This window comes from Bacillus sp. 3G2, assembly GCF_044324725.1.
GTDB lineage: Bacteria > Bacillota > Bacilli > Bacillales > Bacillaceae_G > Bacillus_A > Bacillus_A mobilis.
Genome location: NZ_CP172246.1, coordinates 987,775 through 1,006,660, shown reverse-complemented (window position 1 = coordinate 1,006,660; position 18,886 = coordinate 987,775). Strand labels below are relative to the sequence as shown.

Here is an 18,886-nt window from a genome sequence, read left to right as displayed (position 1 = left end):
GAACAAGATTGTATCCTAACTTACAATAAAAAAGTTCATCTTTTCGTTTTGGGGTAATTTTTAATTTGATAGGTACAGGGCACGCTCTATAAAGCAGATTTTTTGAACGGCGTAACATAATCAATAAAATGTATACTATATATCTTATATGTTATGTGGGAGCCGGAAGCTAAAGGAATTAGTACTTGATTATCATGAAGAAAAAGCCGCAGTGAAAGTGTTGATGAAGATCTTTACTAAACTACGCATAGGTAGAAAAGTAAATATATATACTTCTCTACCCATCTTAATGTTACTTGATAAGTACTTGTTTTCATTATATATACAAAGAAATGAAACCGGCTATAACAACCAATGGCAGGATTACTGCGAGTGTATTTTTTAGAGGGACACGTTTTTCTGGGACACCAGGGTGGATAACAAATGCAAGTAAAACAATTGCTCCAATAATACCTAAAATTGTCTGAATGATCATCATCCTCCTAAGGAATATTATTATTAAAATTATATCACATTCAAACGCTTATAAAGTAAATATCTTACAATTAAAACCGGATGTCGAAATCCAAAAAATCCCCTCAAAGCATCAGCTTTAAGGGGATTCATCCTATCATCTTCTCTCTTCATACAATCGATTTGCTTTATACGAACAAACTAAATACATAACAATTGCAGTAGGGATAAACAACCATGCAAAGCCTCTCATCAATGCTAATGGTGTTTCAAATAAGAATGACCATAGAAATGATACACCTTGCTTATCCCATAGTCCTGGCGTAAAATATAGTTCTTTCGGATTTGCAAGTGCTCCTAAATGAATCGTGTCATTAAACATAAATAGGATTAATATCGGAATAGAGCACATAGCTAATTCTAAAAATGTTTTAGATAGACGTTTATACTTCCCCGCTCGTGACATTTGATCTGAGAAAATGTCATCTTCACTTTCTTCATTTATCTTTTTAAAATAGTACGTACCTGACCACCGATTACCAGCTATATGCTCCCAGCCACTATCTTCAAATAACGTGCAGTAATTCATAAATTCACTTTTTCTACTAAATACTCTATGGTCTATTCTAATCGTCGCATCTTCCGGCTCTGTATATCTAAATGTATAACCAAATGTAGTGCTTTCTAGTTGATAGCCTTTCCAAGCCATCTCTTCTAACCATTTTTCCTCTTTCTCAAAGTCTAAAAAGAATTTCAATCTCCACATCATCGTTTCCCCCTAACTATACGTGTAATAAACTCTTTGTAACCTCAATAATGTGCTGCATTCTCATAAAGTCTAAGTGCAATACTTCTTTCCCGCGTTCCGTAATGGCATACACTTTTCTTCGTTTATCTTCACTTTTTACCGATTCTATTAATCCTTGTTTTAATAAATTTTCAACCGCACCATACAATGTACCCGCTGCGATTTTCACTTGATGATTACTCAGTTCCTCCACCTTTTGCATAATTAAATATCCATGGGCTGGCTCTAATAACGCTAAAAGAACATAATACGTTGTTTCCGTTAATGGTAAATTTTTATCTCTATTCATAAAGACCTCCAATGTAACGATAACTATATAGCTAAACTATATAGTTAAACTGTATAGTTTGATTTTATACAGTTAGACTGTATATGTCAAATTCAGAAATAATTTTATAACCCATAACAAAAACGCTACCTTTTTAAAAAGATAGCGTTTTTGTATTACCCTTGCTTATTCTTCGCTTTCATTTGCTCTTCATAAACAAACTTTGCGGTCATAAAATCGTTAGGAAAATCTCCCAACGCTTTCTTCATCACGTTCAATTCTTCTTGTGATTTGATCTCTACTCCGTTTAAGAAATCAAATGCTTTTGATTGTTCATCCGCAACAAAGTTTTGCGTCATATAATCATCTTGAAAGTCTTGCTTCGCTTTTTCTTTCACTTTGTTCATTGCATCTGTTTTATTTATACTTTTCACAGGATTTGCGAATGCGCCTGTAGGCTGTTCTTGTTTAGGCTCTTCTTTCGTTTCCGGCTGTGGAGCTGGTTGTTGCTTCGGTTGTTCTTGTTGAACTGGCTGTTGCACTACTGGTTGCTCTTTTTTCGTTAATTCATCTTTTAACCTCTTAACTTGTGCATCAAGAGATTTATTTTCAGTTTCTAATACACTCTTATCACTTTTTAACTTTTGCATTTCTTCAAAATGCTCATCTACTAATGTATTGTATTCTTTCTCAGTGTACATTTTTTCACTAGTTGATGTCGTTTTTCCCTTCGTAATAACTGCATTAATAATTACAAGTAACACTATAATTCCTATTAACGCAGCAACAATCTTCTTTTTGTTCATTATTAATCCTCCAAAATGTAAAATTACCAAGGTCATCATAACAGATGCTAGCATGTTCTTTTGTTGCATTATGTCGAATTAAAACAATATAGGATAGGTCCTTTTCTATTTTTCATAAAAACACTCTAAACAAATATTGAAAATAGCTCTGTTTATTTCCGTAAATTTGCAAGCGTATCCCATAAATGATATCGATTCTCATTTTCATTAAATTAGTGATATAATGATTTCATCAAATATAAGGAGGTAACAACAGTAAGTGAAAACATAAGCAAACGTGAACAACGCTCTTTATCACGTAAATTTGAAAATATAAAAAAGCGAGGTGAATAATCTGTTACTAACAAAAGAGCAAATATAGATAAAAATATGCTTAGGGTGCAACAGATTGTATATTTGTCTATATTTTTAGTAGCAGAAAATTATGATTACATCTTTTATCCCTAAGAATGTATGTATCTTTTCTACTATCCTATTTTCTATATTCTTTTCATCACTATCATCGCAACAAGCAATGGCAGCAGAAGATCCAGAAACTCCAGTAACAATAATGAATCCCGATGAACCTTCCAAACCCGAAAACTATATTCAAAGTAAAGATTCATTATATGAAGAATCAGGAGGCCTTTATACAGAAGAGGACCTCAAACACGCCATACCTAAAGATAAAACAAAAACACCAGACAACTCCATCAAATTAAATCCATCATTTGAGAAACCACCTATGAAAGAAAAAGATAAAAAGCAACAATTTGCACCACCAACTTATCCCAGCAATGATCCTGTTCCTACTAAATCAATAGTCCCAAAAACTACAGGAAAGCTATATTCCCGCTGTCTCCTTAGGTGATGAATTTACGAACATGCTCAACTTTGATTAATTTTACGATTCTTTCAAGATAACTACATGAAAAAAGTGAAAGCCTCTTCGATTTTATCGAGGACGTTTTCACTTTTTAAACTAAGAAGATTTTTTAATGGTCTTTGAATACAGAACTTTTTCTTATGCACATAATTGTTTGTTTACTATAAATTATATAATTTGTTCAATCTCTGTTTCAGCAATTAAAAAAAGCATCTGAAACAGATGCTTTTTCTCATTCTCACTACATAAACGTAATCGTCACTAAAGAATATCCTTCTTTCGCATTATACGGCTCAGCTTTATAAGAAACACGGTTTGCCCCTTGCGGATAACCGATTTCTCCAATTACTTTTTTCACATCTTGCAATGCACCATCCATTGATTGTTTATAAAGAATTTCAATCTTTGGTAACTTTTCGTTATAACGCTGCTGCATTTTATTTTTGAATTCATTATAGTTATTTGCAATGTATTCATTTCCTAAATAATTTAACTTTGTATCTTTTAAGATTTGCTGATATGCAGGGATTTTCGTACCACCTGCCTTAATTTTATTTGTTAATGTACTATAATAATTTGTTGTAGCTTGCGGATAGTCCCCGCGGTTCCATTCATGATTTCTTGCAATTTGCTCATCAGATAAGTTGAAATAAGAATACGTTACGCGGCCTTGTTCATCTGGCACAGGATCGTCGAATGTTGTATCAAGGTGATACCATTTGTTTTCGATTTTCACTAAATTCCAAGCATGAGGCTGACCGTCTCCAGTTCCTACTACAAAATGATTCTCAATTCCAGCTTCTTTTAATAATTGATAGGTTAATAGTGCATAACCTTGGCAAACCGCAGAGCGATTTACAAGTGCTTCATATGCTGTGTAAGCTTTATAAGACGTATCATAAGAAACGTGTTTTACGACATAATCATGAATCGCCTTCACTTTTTCGTGATCATCCATTCCAACTTGCGTAATCGAAGAAACGATTGCCTTCGCTTGCTTCATTACATATTCCGTTTGTTCTTTCGTTTCACGGTATGTAATCTTTAACGTAAACGTATAATTTCCAGGTGATCCAGAAAGTCCATATGAAACATTCGATCTATTATAATTCGTATACTCATTTTTACTTGCCACTTCTTTATAGGCATTAAAAAGTGTATTCATCACTTCTTTTGTATTACTATTTTTCGTTTTATACGAAATTGTAATATTCGTCTCATACGCATTAATACGCTTTTGCACCTCATCTTTGAATGCTGTTAATAATGCCGCATCTCCTGTATCTTGCACCGCAACTTCAGGCTGTTTATATTGCAAAGCATTATATAAAAACTGTGCATACTGTTCACGCGTTACCGTTTTAGCAGGTTCAAATTTCCCGTCGCCTGTACCAGATGCAATCCCGTTTGACTGCACTGCACTAATCGCCCCTTCTGCCCAAAAACCATTCGGAACATCATTAAATGTATGCTTTTGCTTAGCCGAAACTTGAAAAGCATTTTTAATAATTTGCGCCATTTCTGCACGGCTAACAAAATCTTTCGGCCTAAAACCTCCGTTTGCATCACCTTTAAAAATCCCTAATTTCGTTAACGTTAAAACCTCTTCAGGAAACAATGTTGCACCTGAGCGAATATCTCGATACGGATTGTTTAAAGTTGATCCATCTTGTAATACGTAACGAGCACCATCATTACTAAACGTACCACCTTGCTTATTTGGTACCAGCGCACGATAAATTAAAGCTGCAACTTGCTCCCTCGTTGCAACATCTCCAAAACCAAATATCCCATTTCCATAACCAGAAATAATATTTGTACTCGCTAAATCTTTAATCGCCGGATACGACCAATGCGATGTAGGCACATCAGAAAAAATACCCGCCTCAGCAGCTCTCACATCACTGCCATTTGTAGACAATAAAGCACCACCAATAAGTGTTAATGATGTAATTGATTTTAATAGTTTTGTGTACATAATTCCTTCTCCCAATTCGTTCTCTATTTATGTTTTTTGTCGAAAAATCTAAAAGAATATGACAAAACATATTATACTATTAAAACTTTTTGAAGGATATATTAAGTTTTGAAATATGCAAAAACTCATATTGTTATAGGAATTCATAGTGATATTATGTTGTTTTACTTGGGAATATATAAATAAAAGAGAAATACAACATACAAACAGCCCAAGTTCATCGTGCAAAACTTTCTGCGTTTAATCTAGGAAGCATTGTATTTTCTATAGTTGGAATTATTGTACCTATTTGTTACTACTTTAAATACTTTTTATAGAGGTTTATCAGTTCTTTTATAAATTTTAAAAATGCAGTAACAACTTAAATTCATAGGACAACCCATTCAAACGAAAACCACTATTCGGATTAAAGGTTCTGGTGCAAATAAAGGATACATTCCAAAAAACAATGAGGATTCTACCGGAATCGTTCTTTATGCTGTTAATCCAAATAATTGATGAATGAATTGTTTTTGATTTTGAACAGACTGATCACACACCCTTTTGTAGAGTAATAGTATCAGTATGTCCAAGATTTACAGATTCATTGCACAAGTGTTATATTTTTTGCACCAGAACCGAATAAAATGTACAATAAATGCAACACCTTACATTTATTAACAAAGTTTACAATTAGGTTGATAAATTTTAAAATTAGCTTAAAAAAACACTTTTTCTATTTATTTGGATTTTTATCTATGTGATAGTGAATGAGTACATAATAAAGGTGAAAGGGTGTTTTTCTTTGAACAAATTTTTCAAGAAGTTGGCTGTAGTATTATCGTTCTCTATGCTATTAACAGCAGTTAGTCCTGGGTATTCAGCTTTTGCGAATACTGAAAGTGATGATCTGAACTCTGAACGATTGTTAACAGAGGACGAGTTTTTGTATGACGTTGGTTTTGAAGATGTAACGATTGATGAGTTTGCTGGAGATAATATGCCGGATTATGTGGATGATTCTGTAGAAGAACCTCATTTGAGAGTATATTATGCAGCGCCTGTTGTGGTTTGGATTGTTGTAGCTGGAATTAGGGTTTCTAGAATAGTCTATAAAGCTATTAAGTATGCTCCTAAATATCCATCAGGATTTAAAGCTGTGCAAAATGGAACAAAAAATGTAAATGTAAACAATACAAAATTATTAAGTGAATTGAGACAAATTGAATCAGGAACTTGGAAAAAAGTATATAAAGATGGTTATGACAAAAATGGTAAAAAGATTTCAATTCACTATTTCCAAAGTAAATCAGGTAAAGTGTTTGATGTAAAAGTTAAAAGTGGATGGAGTGTAAAATAATACATGTATGATTTACGTGTAGAATCGAAAGATATTCAACAGTTTGAGAAAATGATATTAATAAATATATTGGGTGTTCTAAATGCATTAGAAGAACAGTTGATAACGATTGAAGAAGCGGAGAAAATAATATTTACTCCCTATACAATAGATTTATTAAGATCAAAAAAAGTTTCTGAGGAAGTACTTCATGTTATTTATTTAGGAACTGAGCTAGAAGATATTTATAGTTTGATGCCTAATGAATTAAAAGATACTTTGTTAGAGATAAAACAGTTGGTATTGAAATTATTGCAGGAAAAGCAAGAATTTAAAATTTTAGATAAGGCATTAAGATAATTTAAAAGACATGGAAAACAATTGTTTTCCATGTCTTTTTTGGTTCTGGTGCAAATAAAGGATACATTCAAAAAAACAATGAGAAATCCTACCGGAATCTTTCTTTACACTGTTAACCCAAATAATTAATGAATGAATTGTTTTTGATTTTGAACATACTGATCACACACCCTTTTGTAGAGTAATAGTATATCCAAGATTTACAGATTCATTGCACAAGTGTTATATTTTTTGCACCAGAACCGAAAATCCCTTCTACCTTAAGATAGAAGGGATTTTCTCATTTCTACTTCAAACTACCCGCAATCTCCATAAAGATAACTCCAAGTGCTTCAGCAAACAAAAGTGTATTCTGCATTTCTGAAAACAGTAGATGGCAGATTGTGACCTACTGAATCTGCTAAGAAAGAATATACAAGAACATCCTTAACATCATCTTTATTTCCACTAATGATGACATCAAGGAAATCTTCTATTTGGAATTCTGGAGTAAACAACACAATCTTAGTTGTTCTGTTTGGTTCTAAAGAAACAAAAGTACGAGAGATTTCAACTAATTCATTTTGAACCGGGAAAAAAGTGTTTCTACTTCTCTTAACAGTTACCGTTACATTACTAGTATGGCAGCGTGAATCATTGTTTAACATAATGTTGAGAGCAGTTGGAATAATCCCATTTTCAGAAACTGGAACTCGAAACACTCCAGTAGATTTATGAGCCATATAATCACATCCTTTCAAAATAAAATATATTTACAATATATTAGATGCAAAAAACGTTCATTTTGATAGGGACAAATTACTAATATGTGGTACAAATGTGAAGAAATCGAATTGGCAATGGAAATAGACTTTAAACTAGACAAATAAAAGTTGATTGATATTGTTAAAAAACAAAAAAACTCTAACTAACTCGTCATGGCGATTTAGTTAGAGTTTTTTTGTTTGAAGTATTCACGCGTATCTACCCTTGTCTTTTCAGGTAAAACAATATCAAGTTCTTTATCTAACCATGCAAGAGTCTTTTTACGCAGAAACTCACGCATGTGTTCTTCTGCTTCAAGCATTACTAAGTTAATTGTACAAAAAGAATTGCTAGGTTCACAAGAATTACAATCCTCGTCTCGATATAATAGACCATTCTGTACAATATTTTTACATTGAAAAATAGGTTTTGGACCTTCGACAGCTTCTATTACATCCCAAAAAGAGATATCTTCTGGAGACTTAGCTAATCTGTATCCTCCCTTTACACCTGGGACAGAATTCACAATGTCAGCTTTAGATAATTTACCGAAAACTTTTGAAAGAAATGTTTCAGAAAGTCCTTGAAACTCTGCCAAATCTTTTATTCCAACACTTTCCTTAGAAGGAGTATTAATTAAATAAACTAGGCAATGCAAGGCATATTCAACCCCAACACTATATTGCATATACAAATCACCTGCTTTTTATTTTAAGGGTTATCAAATTGTATCTTAGGACCATTTAGAATTTTAGTCAAATAAAAAAAGGCTCTTTTAAAGTAGTATGTATTTCATTTGACAAAAATAATTTCAGAGCTTATATTAAAGACAAAGTTAATCGTCGATTAAATTGGTCTTTAATTAAAACGTAAAAATTTTTAAAAAGGGGAAATACAAATGAACAAAACACTTATCATAAACGCACATCCGAAAGTGGATGATACATCATCAGTCAGCATTAAGGTTTTTAACCACTTTTTAGTATCTTATAAAGAATTAATTCCTAATAATGAAACGATTGAACAGATTAATTTATACGATGATGTAGTGCCAATGATAGATAAAACTGTTTTAAGCGCATGGGAAAAGCAAGGAAATGAACAAGAGTTAACTGGTGAAGAACAAAAAGTAACAGAGCGTATGTCCGAAATTTTACAACAATTTAAAAGTGCAAATACGTATGTTATCGTATTACCTTTGCATAATTTTAATATTCCATCAAAGTTAAAAGATTACATGGACAATATCATGATTGCCCGTGAAACATTTAAATATACTGAAGCTGGATCAGTGGGACTACTTAAAGATGGAAGAAGAATGCTTGTTATACAAGCAAGTGGAGGAATCTATACAAATGATGATTGGTATACAGAAGTGGAATACTCTCATAAATATTTAAAAGCAATGTTTAATTTCCTTGGTATTGAAGATTATCAAATCGTTCGTGCACAAGGAACAGCAGTACTAGATCCAACTGAAGTATTACAAAATGCGTATAAAGAAGTTGAAGAGGCGGCTTCTAGATTGGCTAGCAAATAAATTTCCCCACTGGAAAAATGATGTTTATAAATAAAGATCCCCTCCACCACAAGGCAGAGGGGTTTTCTAATTCCTACTTCAAACTACCCGCAATCTCCGTAAAGATAACCCCAAGCGCATGTGCACCTGCATCTGGATAGCCTAAGCTTCTTTCACCAACTGTACCGGCGCGGCCCATGCGAGCTACGATTTCTTTCGTGTACTCTGCGCCTTTAACCGCTGCTTCTGCACCCTTTTCAAAGGCAGTTTTCATATCTTCTTCGTTTGAAGCGCTAGCTAACCAAGAGTCTACACATGGAGCAAGTGCATCAACAAGCGTTTTATCACCAACTACTGCTCCTCTACCGAATGATCTTTCACCTATAAAATCTGCTATCTCTTCTTTTTTTCTATATTTGCACCAGAACCTTATTTTTTAATCAACACTATTTAACTGACTCTACTTGTTTCTCTAATTCTCTTCCAAGGAATGTAGCAAGCTCAAGCATACCAAATTGATTTGCTACAGACTCTGCGTCAGAATTATAGTTTGTATTTGTATTAATATCATACGTATAAATTGTTCCATCCGAACTGCGAATAAATTCAATACCCGCAACGGTAATTTCATTTTCTTTTAAAAACTCTTTGTATTGTTCAATAATTGGCTCTTGGAAGTCTGATATAATTTCAAATTTTGTTGGCGCTTCTGTCTTACTCTCTTCTCCTACTGGGCAGAAAGCATCTTGAATCGAACATGCATCTGCTGGACAAAGCTCGAATCCTTCTGATGTATCTACTTGAACTGCATATACAAACTGACCACCTACAAACTCACAACGTGTAATATATGGCTCTGGTGCTTCAATATATTGCTGGATTAAAGTAATTCCATCAATAGGTTCTTCAAACGCCGGACTATCCAAATATTGCTCTAAAGCATCAATGGAATGAAATAGTTGAACGCCAAGGCCTTTCCCTGCACGATTATGCTTTGTAATGAACGGTACTTCCCCTAACTCCCTTGCTGCCTTTACTATATGATCACGTCCAACAGCACCAATTGTTTTCGGCACTTGTATACCAAAATTTCTTAATGCTGCATATTGATTCAATTTACTTACTTCAAGACGTAATGCACGAGACCCATTAAATACTGTGCGCCCATATCCCTCTAACCAAGCAAGAACCCCTTCAGTTAATTCAGGTGCATATCGATGCCCTCTCGTATGTGAAGAAGCACTCATGCGGCTATAAAAAACACCTTTTGGAGGTTCTTGTTCTAATGAAAGTGTTCCTTCATTTAAAAACCATTCCTCATACGGTAACTCCAGTTCTTCCAACCTTTTCACTAAATGATCCGTCCATTCCTTATTCTCATGTAATATGTAAATTTTACTCATTTGTAATCAATTCCTTTCTTTTTGCTTCAACTAATGGCATCACTTTTTCAGAAAATCGTTTCATCTCTTCAAGCTGTGGCGAAAATTGTAAAAGTAATAAAGTAACACCCACTTTTTCAAAAGCGAGTATCCTTTCTGCAATTTGTTCTGGTGTTCCAATTAAATTAGGACGTAATCCACGATTAGATACGGAATAATCATTGAGCTTCACTTGCTGTTCCAAATGCGATTTACTAATAAAGTCTTGGTAACCCGCGTAACCTAACGCATCGTCTTTCACATCCGTTATGCGTCTCCATTCCTCTACTGCCTCTTCTTCTGTATCACGACAAATGACGTAAGCCGCAAGCCCGAATGACTGCAATGGCTCCTCTGTAACTTTCTTTCTACGATTCTTCATATCTTCTATTTTCAGTGATACTTCTTCCACTGTTCCGCCGTGCATGACATATGCATCCGCGTGATTTACAATGACCTCTTTTCCTCTCTCACTCTCACCACCTGCATAAATCTTAATGCCCTGTTTCTGCACAGGCTTTGGACTTAAATGTGTATGATGAAGCTCATAAAAGTTCCCTTTATAAGAAAACTCTTCTTCTTTCCAAAGTTCTTTCAAAATAGTTACAAATTCCTCTGTGCGATCATACCTTTCATCATGTGCGGTAAATACCCCGCCGTACTGTCTCGCTTCTGCTTCCCACCATGCCGAAACTACATTCAAAGTAAAACGACCATTACTTAATTGATCGATATTCGCTGCCATTTTCGCTGTAACTGCTGGATTGTGGAAGCCAGGTCTTACAGCTGTCATAATCTCTAATTTATCCGTTACTGCTGCAAGTGCTGCCGCAGTTGTCCACGCTTCTAAACTTGGTGCTGAAACACCTTTTATATCATTTAAGTTTAATTCTGCAATAAGTGTTGTTGAAAAACCTAATTGCTCTGCCGCTTGCGCTGTTTGTTTTGCATACTCAAACGTAGGCGGCATAGATTCATCATCTACATTTCGAAGCCATCCCCCAAAAATCGGTAACCAAAAACCATACTCCACTACCTATTCCCCCTTTACCTTTTAGCCATAAAAAAAGCTACTCTTATCGAAATAAGAGTAGCCTTCTTGACTAAGTGAACCGCTCTTATCTTTCAGGTGTTTTTCACCTGCAGGATTTGGCACCTTTCGTCTAAAACGAGGTTGCCGAAGTTTCATAGGGCCCGTCCCTCCACTTCTCAACATAAGAATTGTTTGATTTTCATTTATTATAATCATCAGAATAATAAAATTCAATCCTTTAATACTTATTTTTCCGATAAACATTAAATGATATATATAAAAACATATTGTTATAGAGTTTTATAAGGGTATTATGTTGTTTTACTTGCGGATATATAAAGGGGTATGTTGTATCATGTCGAAAATATCATGTATAACCAAATTGCTTTACTTCTATCTTAAAAACACAGCAAAAGAGGTGTTAGTAGCATGAAAAATATACGATGCGAGAATTGTGGTTCTACTACATTTAAAGAAGGAAGAGTTGGATTTGCTTATCATGCATATGTTTGTGAAGATGATTCTAGTAGGCTCTTTTCTGTGGGGAAACGTTCCAAACTATTAACTACATTTTGTTTAGAATGTGGTGAAGTGAAATCATTTAGAGTGGAGAAGCCGGAGATATTTGAAGAATAAAATACTAGAATCAAGATGTCCTTCATGTGGAAAAAACCCTAATTTTCTTGGTAGATGTGGTTGTAGTTAATACAAATACCATTCCGGTGGAGGCTCTTTTTTTTAGTCAGGAATAAGTTTTTACTGCGGTACACATGAAAATAAATCAGCTGATTATAAAATAAAAAAAAACGCTCATTTGAGCGTTTCATCTATATACCTAATAATTACTTTTTCTTCACTTTGATCTAATAACTCTTTATACTTCAATATTCCATCAGCCCCATGGCTCTCCATGCGTATATTGTATAACGTTTGTTGTATTAACCTTTGATTGGTCTGTTGGAGCATTTACTCCATTTAATAGTATGACCGTAATTATTAATCCAATTGAACTGCTTATGATTCTTTTCATTTTAAAGCCCCTTTCTGAAAACCTTTTTCTTTTTCTTTATATCCTAAATAGAAGTATTCACTAGATTTTATTGAATTTCCTTCTTTATGATATTTAACCGCTAATTTTTCAGCATATTCCTGGACATATTGCCATAAACCTACTTCATTAAAGAAAGAAATTCCTTTAGAAATAGCTAACTCTAATTCTTCAGCGGAAACATTCTCATTCATTCCCTTTAGAATGGTAAAATGATGTTCATATTCTTTTTGTTCTAGTTCATTACAGATTACTAAACCTTTTTCAATTAAAGAGGCTGCAAGCTTTGTTTTCCCTAACTTTAAATTCTCTCTAGCTTCCAAAAAAATCGCTCTAAAGTGATTCGGGATTTTTTGTGATACTTCTGATAAATAACGAAGTGCTAAATCAGATAGGTTTTGCTCTGCATACATAACCCCTAAGCTATGTCGAACTCGTAACATTAGCTCCTCTTCATTCTGCTTTTTCAAAATATCCAGAGACGACATAAAATAAACTTCTGCCTGTTCAAATTCATTTAGCTTTACACATGCTAAACCCAGAACATTGTCACACGCTGCGACCTTCCTACTATACCCGTACAGACCTTCAAATATATTTCTTGCTCTAGTTGCATATTGAATGACTAAAATAGGCTGGCAAACATGATAATAATAGCTGGATAGCTTAAAGTTAAATTCTGCTTTTTCAATTGGATCCTGAATATTTTCCAACAAAGATTCTGCTATTCCATAATGCTTTTCAGCCACTTTAAAATCACCGTTTACCGTAGCATGAGAAGCCTTAAAGAAATGGTAATAATATAATAAAGATTCATCTGATGGCACTTCATCTAACTTCATTTTTCTTAGATCATTCTTAGATATGTCAGATTGATGGGGATAAAACTCTGCACTTAACATTTTAAATCTAAAATCTAAAAGTGAATAAAACTCTGTATTCTTTTGATCTTCTTCCATACTATTAATTTTTGTATCAATACTTTGTTTTAATTCCTTTGCCTTAACGAAATTCTGTGAACGAATTTCTCGATACCAATCATGTAAAAGTAAAGTGATTTCTTCCTTTTTTATTACGTGTACACTCATATAGCCCCTGCTCCTTTGTCTATAGATTACTAACATAATAACAAAAATAAACCTATAAAACATTTAATTTTCTGAATATTATTGCCTCAAAAAAATTTCTCAATACATTTTCACCATTTCAACTCTTTAAACTTATAACTTTTTCTATCCCTTATTCGTTTCTATATATAAAATAACACTTCATTATTGGTAATGATGAAATATGAAAGTCTATCCTTTCATAAGAAAGCCCCTTTTCTTTTTTCTCGATGATCGATATTACTTAACATGTAAAAAAAGATTTGAATAGGAGTTCAATACATATTATTAAAATTAGGATGGTTCAAGTCAGAGAAAGGCACCTTTGGGTGTCTTTTCTTTATTTCTCAATATAAGAACTTTAAGAATATACTATTATTTTGATACAAATTCCCTTTTGTGCAATGAGATAGCAATAAAGATAAGACCCACCTATTTCCGTAGGTGGGTCTTATCTTTGTTACACAATACCAAATTATGCTCTCATTTTTTTATAAACTTTATGCAATTATACATAGTTATAATAATTACACAAAATAAATATTACATGTAGTAAAATATAAATTGTGGATACATTCTATAAAGCAGATTCTTTTGAAAGGCGTAACATATCAATCATTGCAGAAGGTGTGGCGTCACTCTAATACCGATCTTAAATCTCTTGTATTTTGTAAACTAACAATCTGGTGTATATAGACGATTCTGTTTTATAGGATGTGTTTACATGTATAACAAAGGGATAATACGGATAGATTTATATTAAATGAGCGTGGTTCAAGTCGGAGAAAGGCACCTTTAGGTGTCCTTTTTTATGGAGAATCAGTTTAAAAACTAAAAATAAAAGAACCTCAATAAATGAGGTTCAAAAAATCTACTATTTTAAATTACCTTCGTAAAAAGCAACTCCATTTTGAACATGTTTTAAATACCACGTAATCGTTCCACCACAAACATTTTCATTAAAACTATTAGCATATACTCCATTTGAGTAATAAAGAGTTCTTTTGAATTTACCATTAGAATACTCATAAGGAATTGAGCATGTTGCTTGCTTCGGAGAGCTCACATCTTTTTGCGTATCAGCTGAAGCTGCCCCAATTCCTCCTGTTAATGCAATACCAGTTGCTAATGCTCCTACTACTAATTTCTTGAACATAATAAATCCCCCTTTAATAGTTTTTATAGCTTACAACTTAAATGTATCACCTTTGTAATTTATGTAAATATCTTGAATATGTAGAAATATTTATTTAAATTTTGGTAATATTGGAATTTTATTTTATCAAATAGAAGATAGAGGGAGTTAGAAAATTATGTAACAATGCATAATAAATCAATCGGATATTATGATATACTCACAAAGAGCTGATACAAAATTTCTTTAGATTGGAAAACTAAAGTCTTATCTACCTAACAGGAAGGCGCCTAATGGCGTCTTTTCTTTATTTTCAAAAGGGCCTGCTCAATTCATTCTTTAAAACATAAGGTAAAGTGAACCCGTTAAAATCCATGGAATGAACCCTAGTTTTCCCCTCTTATCTAAAGGAGGCACTATTGTTATGGGATAAGGTACACAAAACAGGTTACAAGTAAAGATATATATCTTTACTTGTAACCTGTTTTGATTAAATACATTTTAGTCAGTTTTTATCTAGCATTTTATAAAAATGTTGGGGGAATTACGCTGTTATTGTGGAATTATTGAGAAGTTTATAATATCTCCCAAATTGATTTACCATAAAGGGTAATCCAAGAACGGTACCTCTTTCATCAAGAAATAGAAATGTCGGGAACATAGTGATATTATATGCTTTTATAAAGTCCATTGTAGCTAATAATACTTTCAAATTTTCTCGTTCTTCAAGAGCAATTGTATTCAATGTAGTAGGATCCGGAGTCGCAATAATTAAAACAAAATTATATTTATCTTCATATCTTTTAGCTTCTTCGGTGAATTCAACAACGTCTAGTGAACAAGCTTCACAACCATCAGCAGAAATCAAAAGTATAACCGGTTTATCACATAAATCTTCTAAGTTTACTATATGTCCAGTTATAGATTCCAAACTGAAATTTGGAGCGATTGAATTAATAGGCAAACCACGAGAATTACTAATACTTTGATTTGAAATCATCATTTTATGCAAGTTAGAATGGATTTTCGCTAGTGACTTATATATGCATACATAAATCACTAGAATTAAAATAAACAATATAAATACACTCATATACATTCCTCCAATAAATAAACATAAGAGAAAAATCAATTAAGTGGATGGATTAGTCTATAGACTAATCCATCCACTTAGTTTTATCTATTACATCCACACTTAGTACCAGATCCTAGGAATCCGCACTCAGTGCCCGATTTACAATCATAAGAATACTTTTGAGTTGTCCCTACATATGGATGTGGATTTCCACCTGTACCACATCTAGTATCCGCACCACAATAAGATCTCACACAATCACATAAAATTGCACCATATAACATATTATTTCCCCCTTATTTTGTCTTGGTACATCCGCAAACAAAAGATTCTCCTCTGTACCCACACTCAGTGCCCGATTTACAATCATAAGTATAATCTCTAAATGTTCCTACGTATGGATGTGGTTTTCCACCTACAGTACATCTAGAATCAGTAACACAACTTGATCTCACGCAATCACATAAAATTGCACCATATAACATATTTTCCCCCCTTTCGTTGTTTATTTACAAATTATAACATGTTATAATTTGTAAATAAACATAATTTATTCAATTTTCTTAAAATTCAGTAAAGGGTGGTGGAATATGAAATTTAGATATTATATAGAATCTAGTAAGCTCGTATGGACTACAGCTAAAACAGAATTGATACTCAATATATTAATAAACATATTTCAAGGGATTATACCTCTATTAACTTTAATACTTACTCAGAAATTACTGAATACAATTCAACATTTGCTCACGTTTAATGAAAAAGCGATAACCCAAGTGAGCATATATTTAGTTCTACAATTATTAATTAATTTCATCTCAACTATTTTAGACAAATTTAAGGTGACGATAGAAATAAAATTAGAGCAAAAAATGGACTATCAACTAAAGAAGATACTTGCAGAAAAAATGTTAAAAGTGAAATATCAGTACTTTGAAGATAATAAATTTTATGATCATCTACAAAGAGTTCAGGGTGAAATAGGACATAAATTTTTAGATCCTATGCTAAAAATTATTGAAATTATAAGAAATAGTATTACGTTAGTATCTACACTATTGTTTTTGGCACAATTTCATTGGTTATTTCTTGTACTAAGTATAATCTCAGCAATCCCGATGTTTATTATACAAAAGAAATTTGGGGAACAAAGTTATTTTTTGATGAAATTCCAAACTCCAAAAGCACGAGAACAAAGTTATATCTTTTCTTTATTAATAAATCGCCAAGCAAATCGTGAGTTGCGACTAAATCAAACATATGAGTACTTAATTCAAAGATGGTCTAAATCATTAAAATCAAACAATAAAGATATCTTAAATCAAGCTAACAAACAGCAGAACATATTAATTTTATACAATACTATTAATCACATAATTAGTATGGGTACAGTTATTATGTTGCTATTTCTCATTTTCAGGAGGACTATAAAAATTGGTGATTTTGTCTCAATTAATGGCGCAGTACAAACGGCACAAGTCTCAATAAATTCCATAGCTACCTTAATAGCAGAAATCTATAAACAAAACTTATTTATAACTGACTTGTACGAATTACTCGCCTACGAAGACGAACAAGAAATAAACATGTCAAATAAAGCACAGATACTTCCAAGAGTATTACAAAAAGGAATACAAGTGAAAAATCTGTCTTTTTCATATCCTGGAACACCAAAAATGGTGATTAAAAATATTAATTTTGATATTAATCCAAATGAAAAGATAGTAATTGTAGGAGAAAATGGTTCTGGGAAATCTACTCTTATTAAATGTTTAATCGGACTTTTTGAAGTTCCGAATAATACGATTTTTTATGACGAGATAGATAAAAATCGCATAGAAAAGAAAAGTTTATATAACAATATAGCTGTTATATTCCAGGATTTTGTTAAATATGAATTAACCGCTAAAGAAAACATTTCAATAGGTTCCTGTGAGTATTCAGAAGAAGATGTAATTTCTTCTTCTAAAAATGCAGAATCACATGATTTTATTTCGAAACTACCAAATAACTATCAAACTCAATTGGGAAGACTGTTTGGGAATAGCACAGATTTATCCGGAGGGCAATGGCAGAGAGTTGCTTTAGCACGAGCATTGGTCAAAAAATCACCAATACTGATTTTAGACGAACCAACATCTGCACTAGACCCTAGCACTGAAGCTAGATTGTTCGAAAAGTTCAGGGAGATTGCCAATGAAAAAATGGCGATATTTATTTCTCATAGAATGTATGCATGCCACTTAGCTGACCGCATTATAGTGATGAAGGGAGGAGAAATAGTAGAAATAGGAACTCATAATGAGTTGTTGAATCTACACGGAGAATACTATGATCTATATAATGCACAAAAAGAGAAATATCAAGATTTTAAAGAAAACACATTAAAGGAGAAGATTTATGAGCCTAATTATTAATACTATTTGCTTTATTTTTGGTTATATTTTTGTTACTTCCAGTTTATCGAAATTTTCGAAATTCGAACAGCATTATGCAACTGTACATGCTTATAATATTGTTCCTGAATCCACAAGTAGGTTATTTGCAAGATTTGATAGCATAATAGAATTGATAATAGGGATATGCTTATTAATTGGATTTGCACTTAAAATAAACTTAATATTCTCTATTTTTTTATTACTAATATATACTTTAGCTATAACAATTAATCTTTTTAGAGGAAGAACAAATATTGATTGTGGATGTGGAGGCGTTGTCGGTGATGCGAAAATATCCAATAAGTTAGTATTCCGAAATGTAATAATGATACTTATCCTAATTGCCATATGGTTGCAATTTGATTACGAAACATTTAGCTTTCTCTTCAATAAACAATATCTATTTCTTCATTTGTATTTAATTTCTGGAATCATTATATATTTGACTATAAAATACTTATTTAGTCTCACAATAAATATTAAAAACATCATAACAAAGGGGGAATAATGT

Annotated in this window: 21 protein-coding genes, 1 pseudogene and 1 riboswitch; of the genes and pseudogenes, 7 read left to right on the top strand and 15 right to left on the bottom strand. The window is 32.7% G+C overall.

Annotation, left to right across the window (positions count from 1 at the left end; all coding sequences use genetic code 11):
• Window positions 1–316: 316 nt before the first annotated feature.
• The 4 genes from ACHZK0_RS05120 to ACHZK0_RS05105 form a co-directional block, all read right to left on the bottom strand.
• Window positions 317–475 (bottom strand): hypothetical protein, encoded by a 159-nt coding sequence (locus tag ACHZK0_RS05120; RefSeq protein ID WP_395761748.1) that lies wholly within the window; start codon window positions 473–475, stop codon window positions 317–319.
• 135 nt (window positions 476–610) lie between these two features.
• Window positions 611–1,222, bottom strand: coding sequence for a DUF2812 domain-containing protein (locus ACHZK0_RS05115; protein WP_262741512.1), 612 nt, complete (start codon window positions 1,220–1,222; stop codon window positions 611–613).
• 13 nt (window positions 1,223–1,235) lie between these two features.
• Window positions 1,236–1,550 (bottom strand): PadR family transcriptional regulator, encoded by a 315-nt coding sequence (locus ACHZK0_RS05110; protein ID WP_049111630.1) that lies wholly within the window; start codon window positions 1,548–1,550, stop codon window positions 1,236–1,238.
• A 155-nt stretch (window positions 1,551–1,705) separates the two neighbouring features.
• A complete protein-coding gene (locus ACHZK0_RS05105; protein ID WP_262741513.1) occupies window positions 1,706–2,335 on the bottom strand; it encodes a hypothetical protein in 630 nt (209 codons plus the stop codon).
• 424 nt (window positions 2,336–2,759) lie between these two features.
• On the opposite strand from ACHZK0_RS05105, the gene ACHZK0_RS05100 reads away from it, so the two are divergent.
• Window positions 2,760–3,185: a hypothetical protein gene (locus ACHZK0_RS05100; RefSeq protein WP_395761272.1), complete on the top strand. Its 426-nt coding sequence runs from the start codon at window positions 2,760–2,762 to the stop codon at window positions 3,183–3,185.
• Between the two features lie 256 nt (window positions 3,186–3,441).
• Here the strand turns inward: ACHZK0_RS05100 and ACHZK0_RS05095 are convergent, their stop codons facing one another.
• Window positions 3,442–5,178, bottom strand: a complete 1,737-nt coding sequence (locus tag ACHZK0_RS05095; RefSeq protein WP_395761271.1) for an S-layer homology domain-containing protein — start codon at window positions 5,176–5,178, stop codon at window positions 3,442–3,444.
• Between the two features lie 784 nt (window positions 5,179–5,962).
• Here ACHZK0_RS05095 and ACHZK0_RS05090 point away from each other — a divergent pair.
• Together ACHZK0_RS05090 and ACHZK0_RS05085 are read left to right on the top strand one after the other, a co-directional pair.
• Complete coding sequence (locus tag ACHZK0_RS05090) at window positions 5,963–6,517, top strand: hypothetical protein (RefSeq protein WP_048551433.1); 555 nt, start codon at window positions 5,963–5,965, stop codon at window positions 6,515–6,517.
• Between the two features lie 3 nt (window positions 6,518–6,520).
• Window positions 6,521–6,856, top strand: coding sequence for a DUF3969 family protein (locus ACHZK0_RS05085; protein ID WP_048551436.1), 336 nt, complete (start codon window positions 6,521–6,523; stop codon window positions 6,854–6,856).
• Window positions 6,857–7,188: 332 nt separating this feature from the next.
• On the opposite strand, the gene ACHZK0_RS05080 is transcribed toward ACHZK0_RS05085, so the two are convergent.
• Window positions 7,189–7,578 carry a hypothetical protein gene (locus ACHZK0_RS05080; RefSeq protein ID WP_071710693.1) on the bottom strand — a complete coding sequence of 130 codons (390 nt, stop codon included), beginning with the start codon at window positions 7,576–7,578 and terminating at the stop codon, window positions 7,189–7,191.
• Window positions 7,579–7,781: 203 nt separating this feature from the next.
• Complete coding sequence (locus tag ACHZK0_RS05075) at window positions 7,782–8,288, bottom strand: RrF2 family transcriptional regulator (protein WP_395761270.1); 507 nt, start codon at window positions 8,286–8,288, stop codon at window positions 7,782–7,784.
• Window positions 8,289–8,498: 210 nt separating this feature from the next.
• Between ACHZK0_RS05075 and ACHZK0_RS05070 the strand changes: the two genes are divergently transcribed.
• Complete coding sequence (locus tag ACHZK0_RS05070) at window positions 8,499–9,140, top strand: FMN-dependent NADH-azoreductase (RefSeq protein ID WP_395761269.1); 642 nt, start codon at window positions 8,499–8,501, stop codon at window positions 9,138–9,140.
• 73 nt (window positions 9,141–9,213) lie between these two features.
• Here the strand turns inward: ACHZK0_RS05070 and ACHZK0_RS05065 are convergent.
• The 3 genes and pseudogenes from ACHZK0_RS05065 to ACHZK0_RS05055 all read right to left on the bottom strand — a co-directional run.
• Window positions 9,214–9,504: pseudogene (locus tag ACHZK0_RS05065) on the bottom strand (DAK2 domain-containing protein); the annotation flags it as partial.
• Window positions 9,505–9,565: 61 nt separating this feature from the next.
• Window positions 9,566–10,522 (bottom strand): ATP-grasp domain-containing protein, encoded by a 957-nt coding sequence (locus tag ACHZK0_RS05060; RefSeq protein ID WP_395761268.1) that lies wholly within the window; start codon window positions 10,520–10,522, stop codon window positions 9,566–9,568.
• The gene (locus tag ACHZK0_RS05055) at window positions 10,515–11,573 is read right to left on the bottom strand and encodes an LLM class flavin-dependent oxidoreductase (protein ID WP_395761267.1); all 1,059 of its coding nucleotides are present in this window, start codon (window positions 11,571–11,573) and stop codon (window positions 10,515–10,517) included. The genes ACHZK0_RS05060 and ACHZK0_RS05055 overlap by 8 nt, the downstream gene beginning before the upstream one ends.
• A gap of 82 nt (window positions 11,574–11,655) precedes the next feature.
• Window positions 11,656–11,761, bottom strand: a riboswitch (SAM riboswitch).
• A gap of 241 nt (window positions 11,762–12,002) precedes the next feature.
• On the opposite strand from ACHZK0_RS05055, the gene ACHZK0_RS05050 reads away from it, so the two are divergent.
• The gene (locus ACHZK0_RS05050; protein WP_016133805.1) at window positions 12,003–12,209 is read left to right on the top strand and encodes a hypothetical protein; all 207 of its coding nucleotides are present in this window, start codon (window positions 12,003–12,005) and stop codon (window positions 12,207–12,209) included.
• A gap of 256 nt (window positions 12,210–12,465) precedes the next feature.
• Here ACHZK0_RS05050 and ACHZK0_RS05045 read toward each other — a convergent pair whose 3' ends face one another.
• From ACHZK0_RS05045 to ACHZK0_RS05025, 5 genes are all read right to left on the bottom strand, one after another.
• On the bottom strand, window positions 12,466–12,603 hold the full coding sequence (locus ACHZK0_RS05045) for a Phr family secreted Rap phosphatase inhibitor (RefSeq protein WP_000821340.1): 138 nt from the start codon (window positions 12,601–12,603) through the stop codon (window positions 12,466–12,468).
• Window positions 12,600–13,709: a RapH N-terminal domain-containing protein gene (locus ACHZK0_RS05040; protein WP_016133804.1), complete on the bottom strand. Its 1,110-nt coding sequence runs from the start codon at window positions 13,707–13,709 to the stop codon at window positions 12,600–12,602. The genes ACHZK0_RS05045 and ACHZK0_RS05040 overlap by 4 nt, the downstream gene beginning before the upstream one ends.
• An 892-nt stretch (window positions 13,710–14,601) precedes the next feature.
• Window positions 14,602–14,883: an LCI fold-containing protein gene (locus ACHZK0_RS05035; RefSeq protein WP_097819041.1), complete on the bottom strand. Its 282-nt coding sequence runs from the start codon at window positions 14,881–14,883 to the stop codon at window positions 14,602–14,604.
• 523 nt (window positions 14,884–15,406) lie between these two features.
• Window positions 15,407–15,955, bottom strand: a complete 549-nt coding sequence (locus ACHZK0_RS05030; RefSeq protein WP_395761266.1) for a peroxiredoxin family protein — start codon at window positions 15,953–15,955, stop codon at window positions 15,407–15,409.
• Window positions 15,956–16,038: 83 nt separating this feature from the next.
• Window positions 16,039–16,221 (bottom strand): hypothetical protein, encoded by a 183-nt coding sequence (locus ACHZK0_RS05025; protein WP_395761265.1) that lies wholly within the window; start codon window positions 16,219–16,221, stop codon window positions 16,039–16,041.
• 306 nt (window positions 16,222–16,527) lie between these two features.
• Here ACHZK0_RS05025 and ACHZK0_RS05020 point away from each other — a divergent pair, with 306 nt between their 5' ends.
• Complete coding sequence (locus ACHZK0_RS05020) at window positions 16,528–18,354, top strand: ABC transporter ATP-binding protein (RefSeq protein ID WP_395761264.1); 1,827 nt, start codon at window positions 16,528–16,530, stop codon at window positions 18,352–18,354.
• Window positions 18,338–18,883 carry a MauE/DoxX family redox-associated membrane protein gene (locus tag ACHZK0_RS05015; protein ID WP_395761263.1) on the top strand — a complete coding sequence of 182 codons (546 nt, stop codon included), beginning with the start codon at window positions 18,338–18,340 and terminating at the stop codon, window positions 18,881–18,883. Before ACHZK0_RS05020 ends, ACHZK0_RS05015 begins: the two co-directional genes overlap by 17 nt.
• Window positions 18,884–18,886 lie beyond the last annotated feature (3 nt).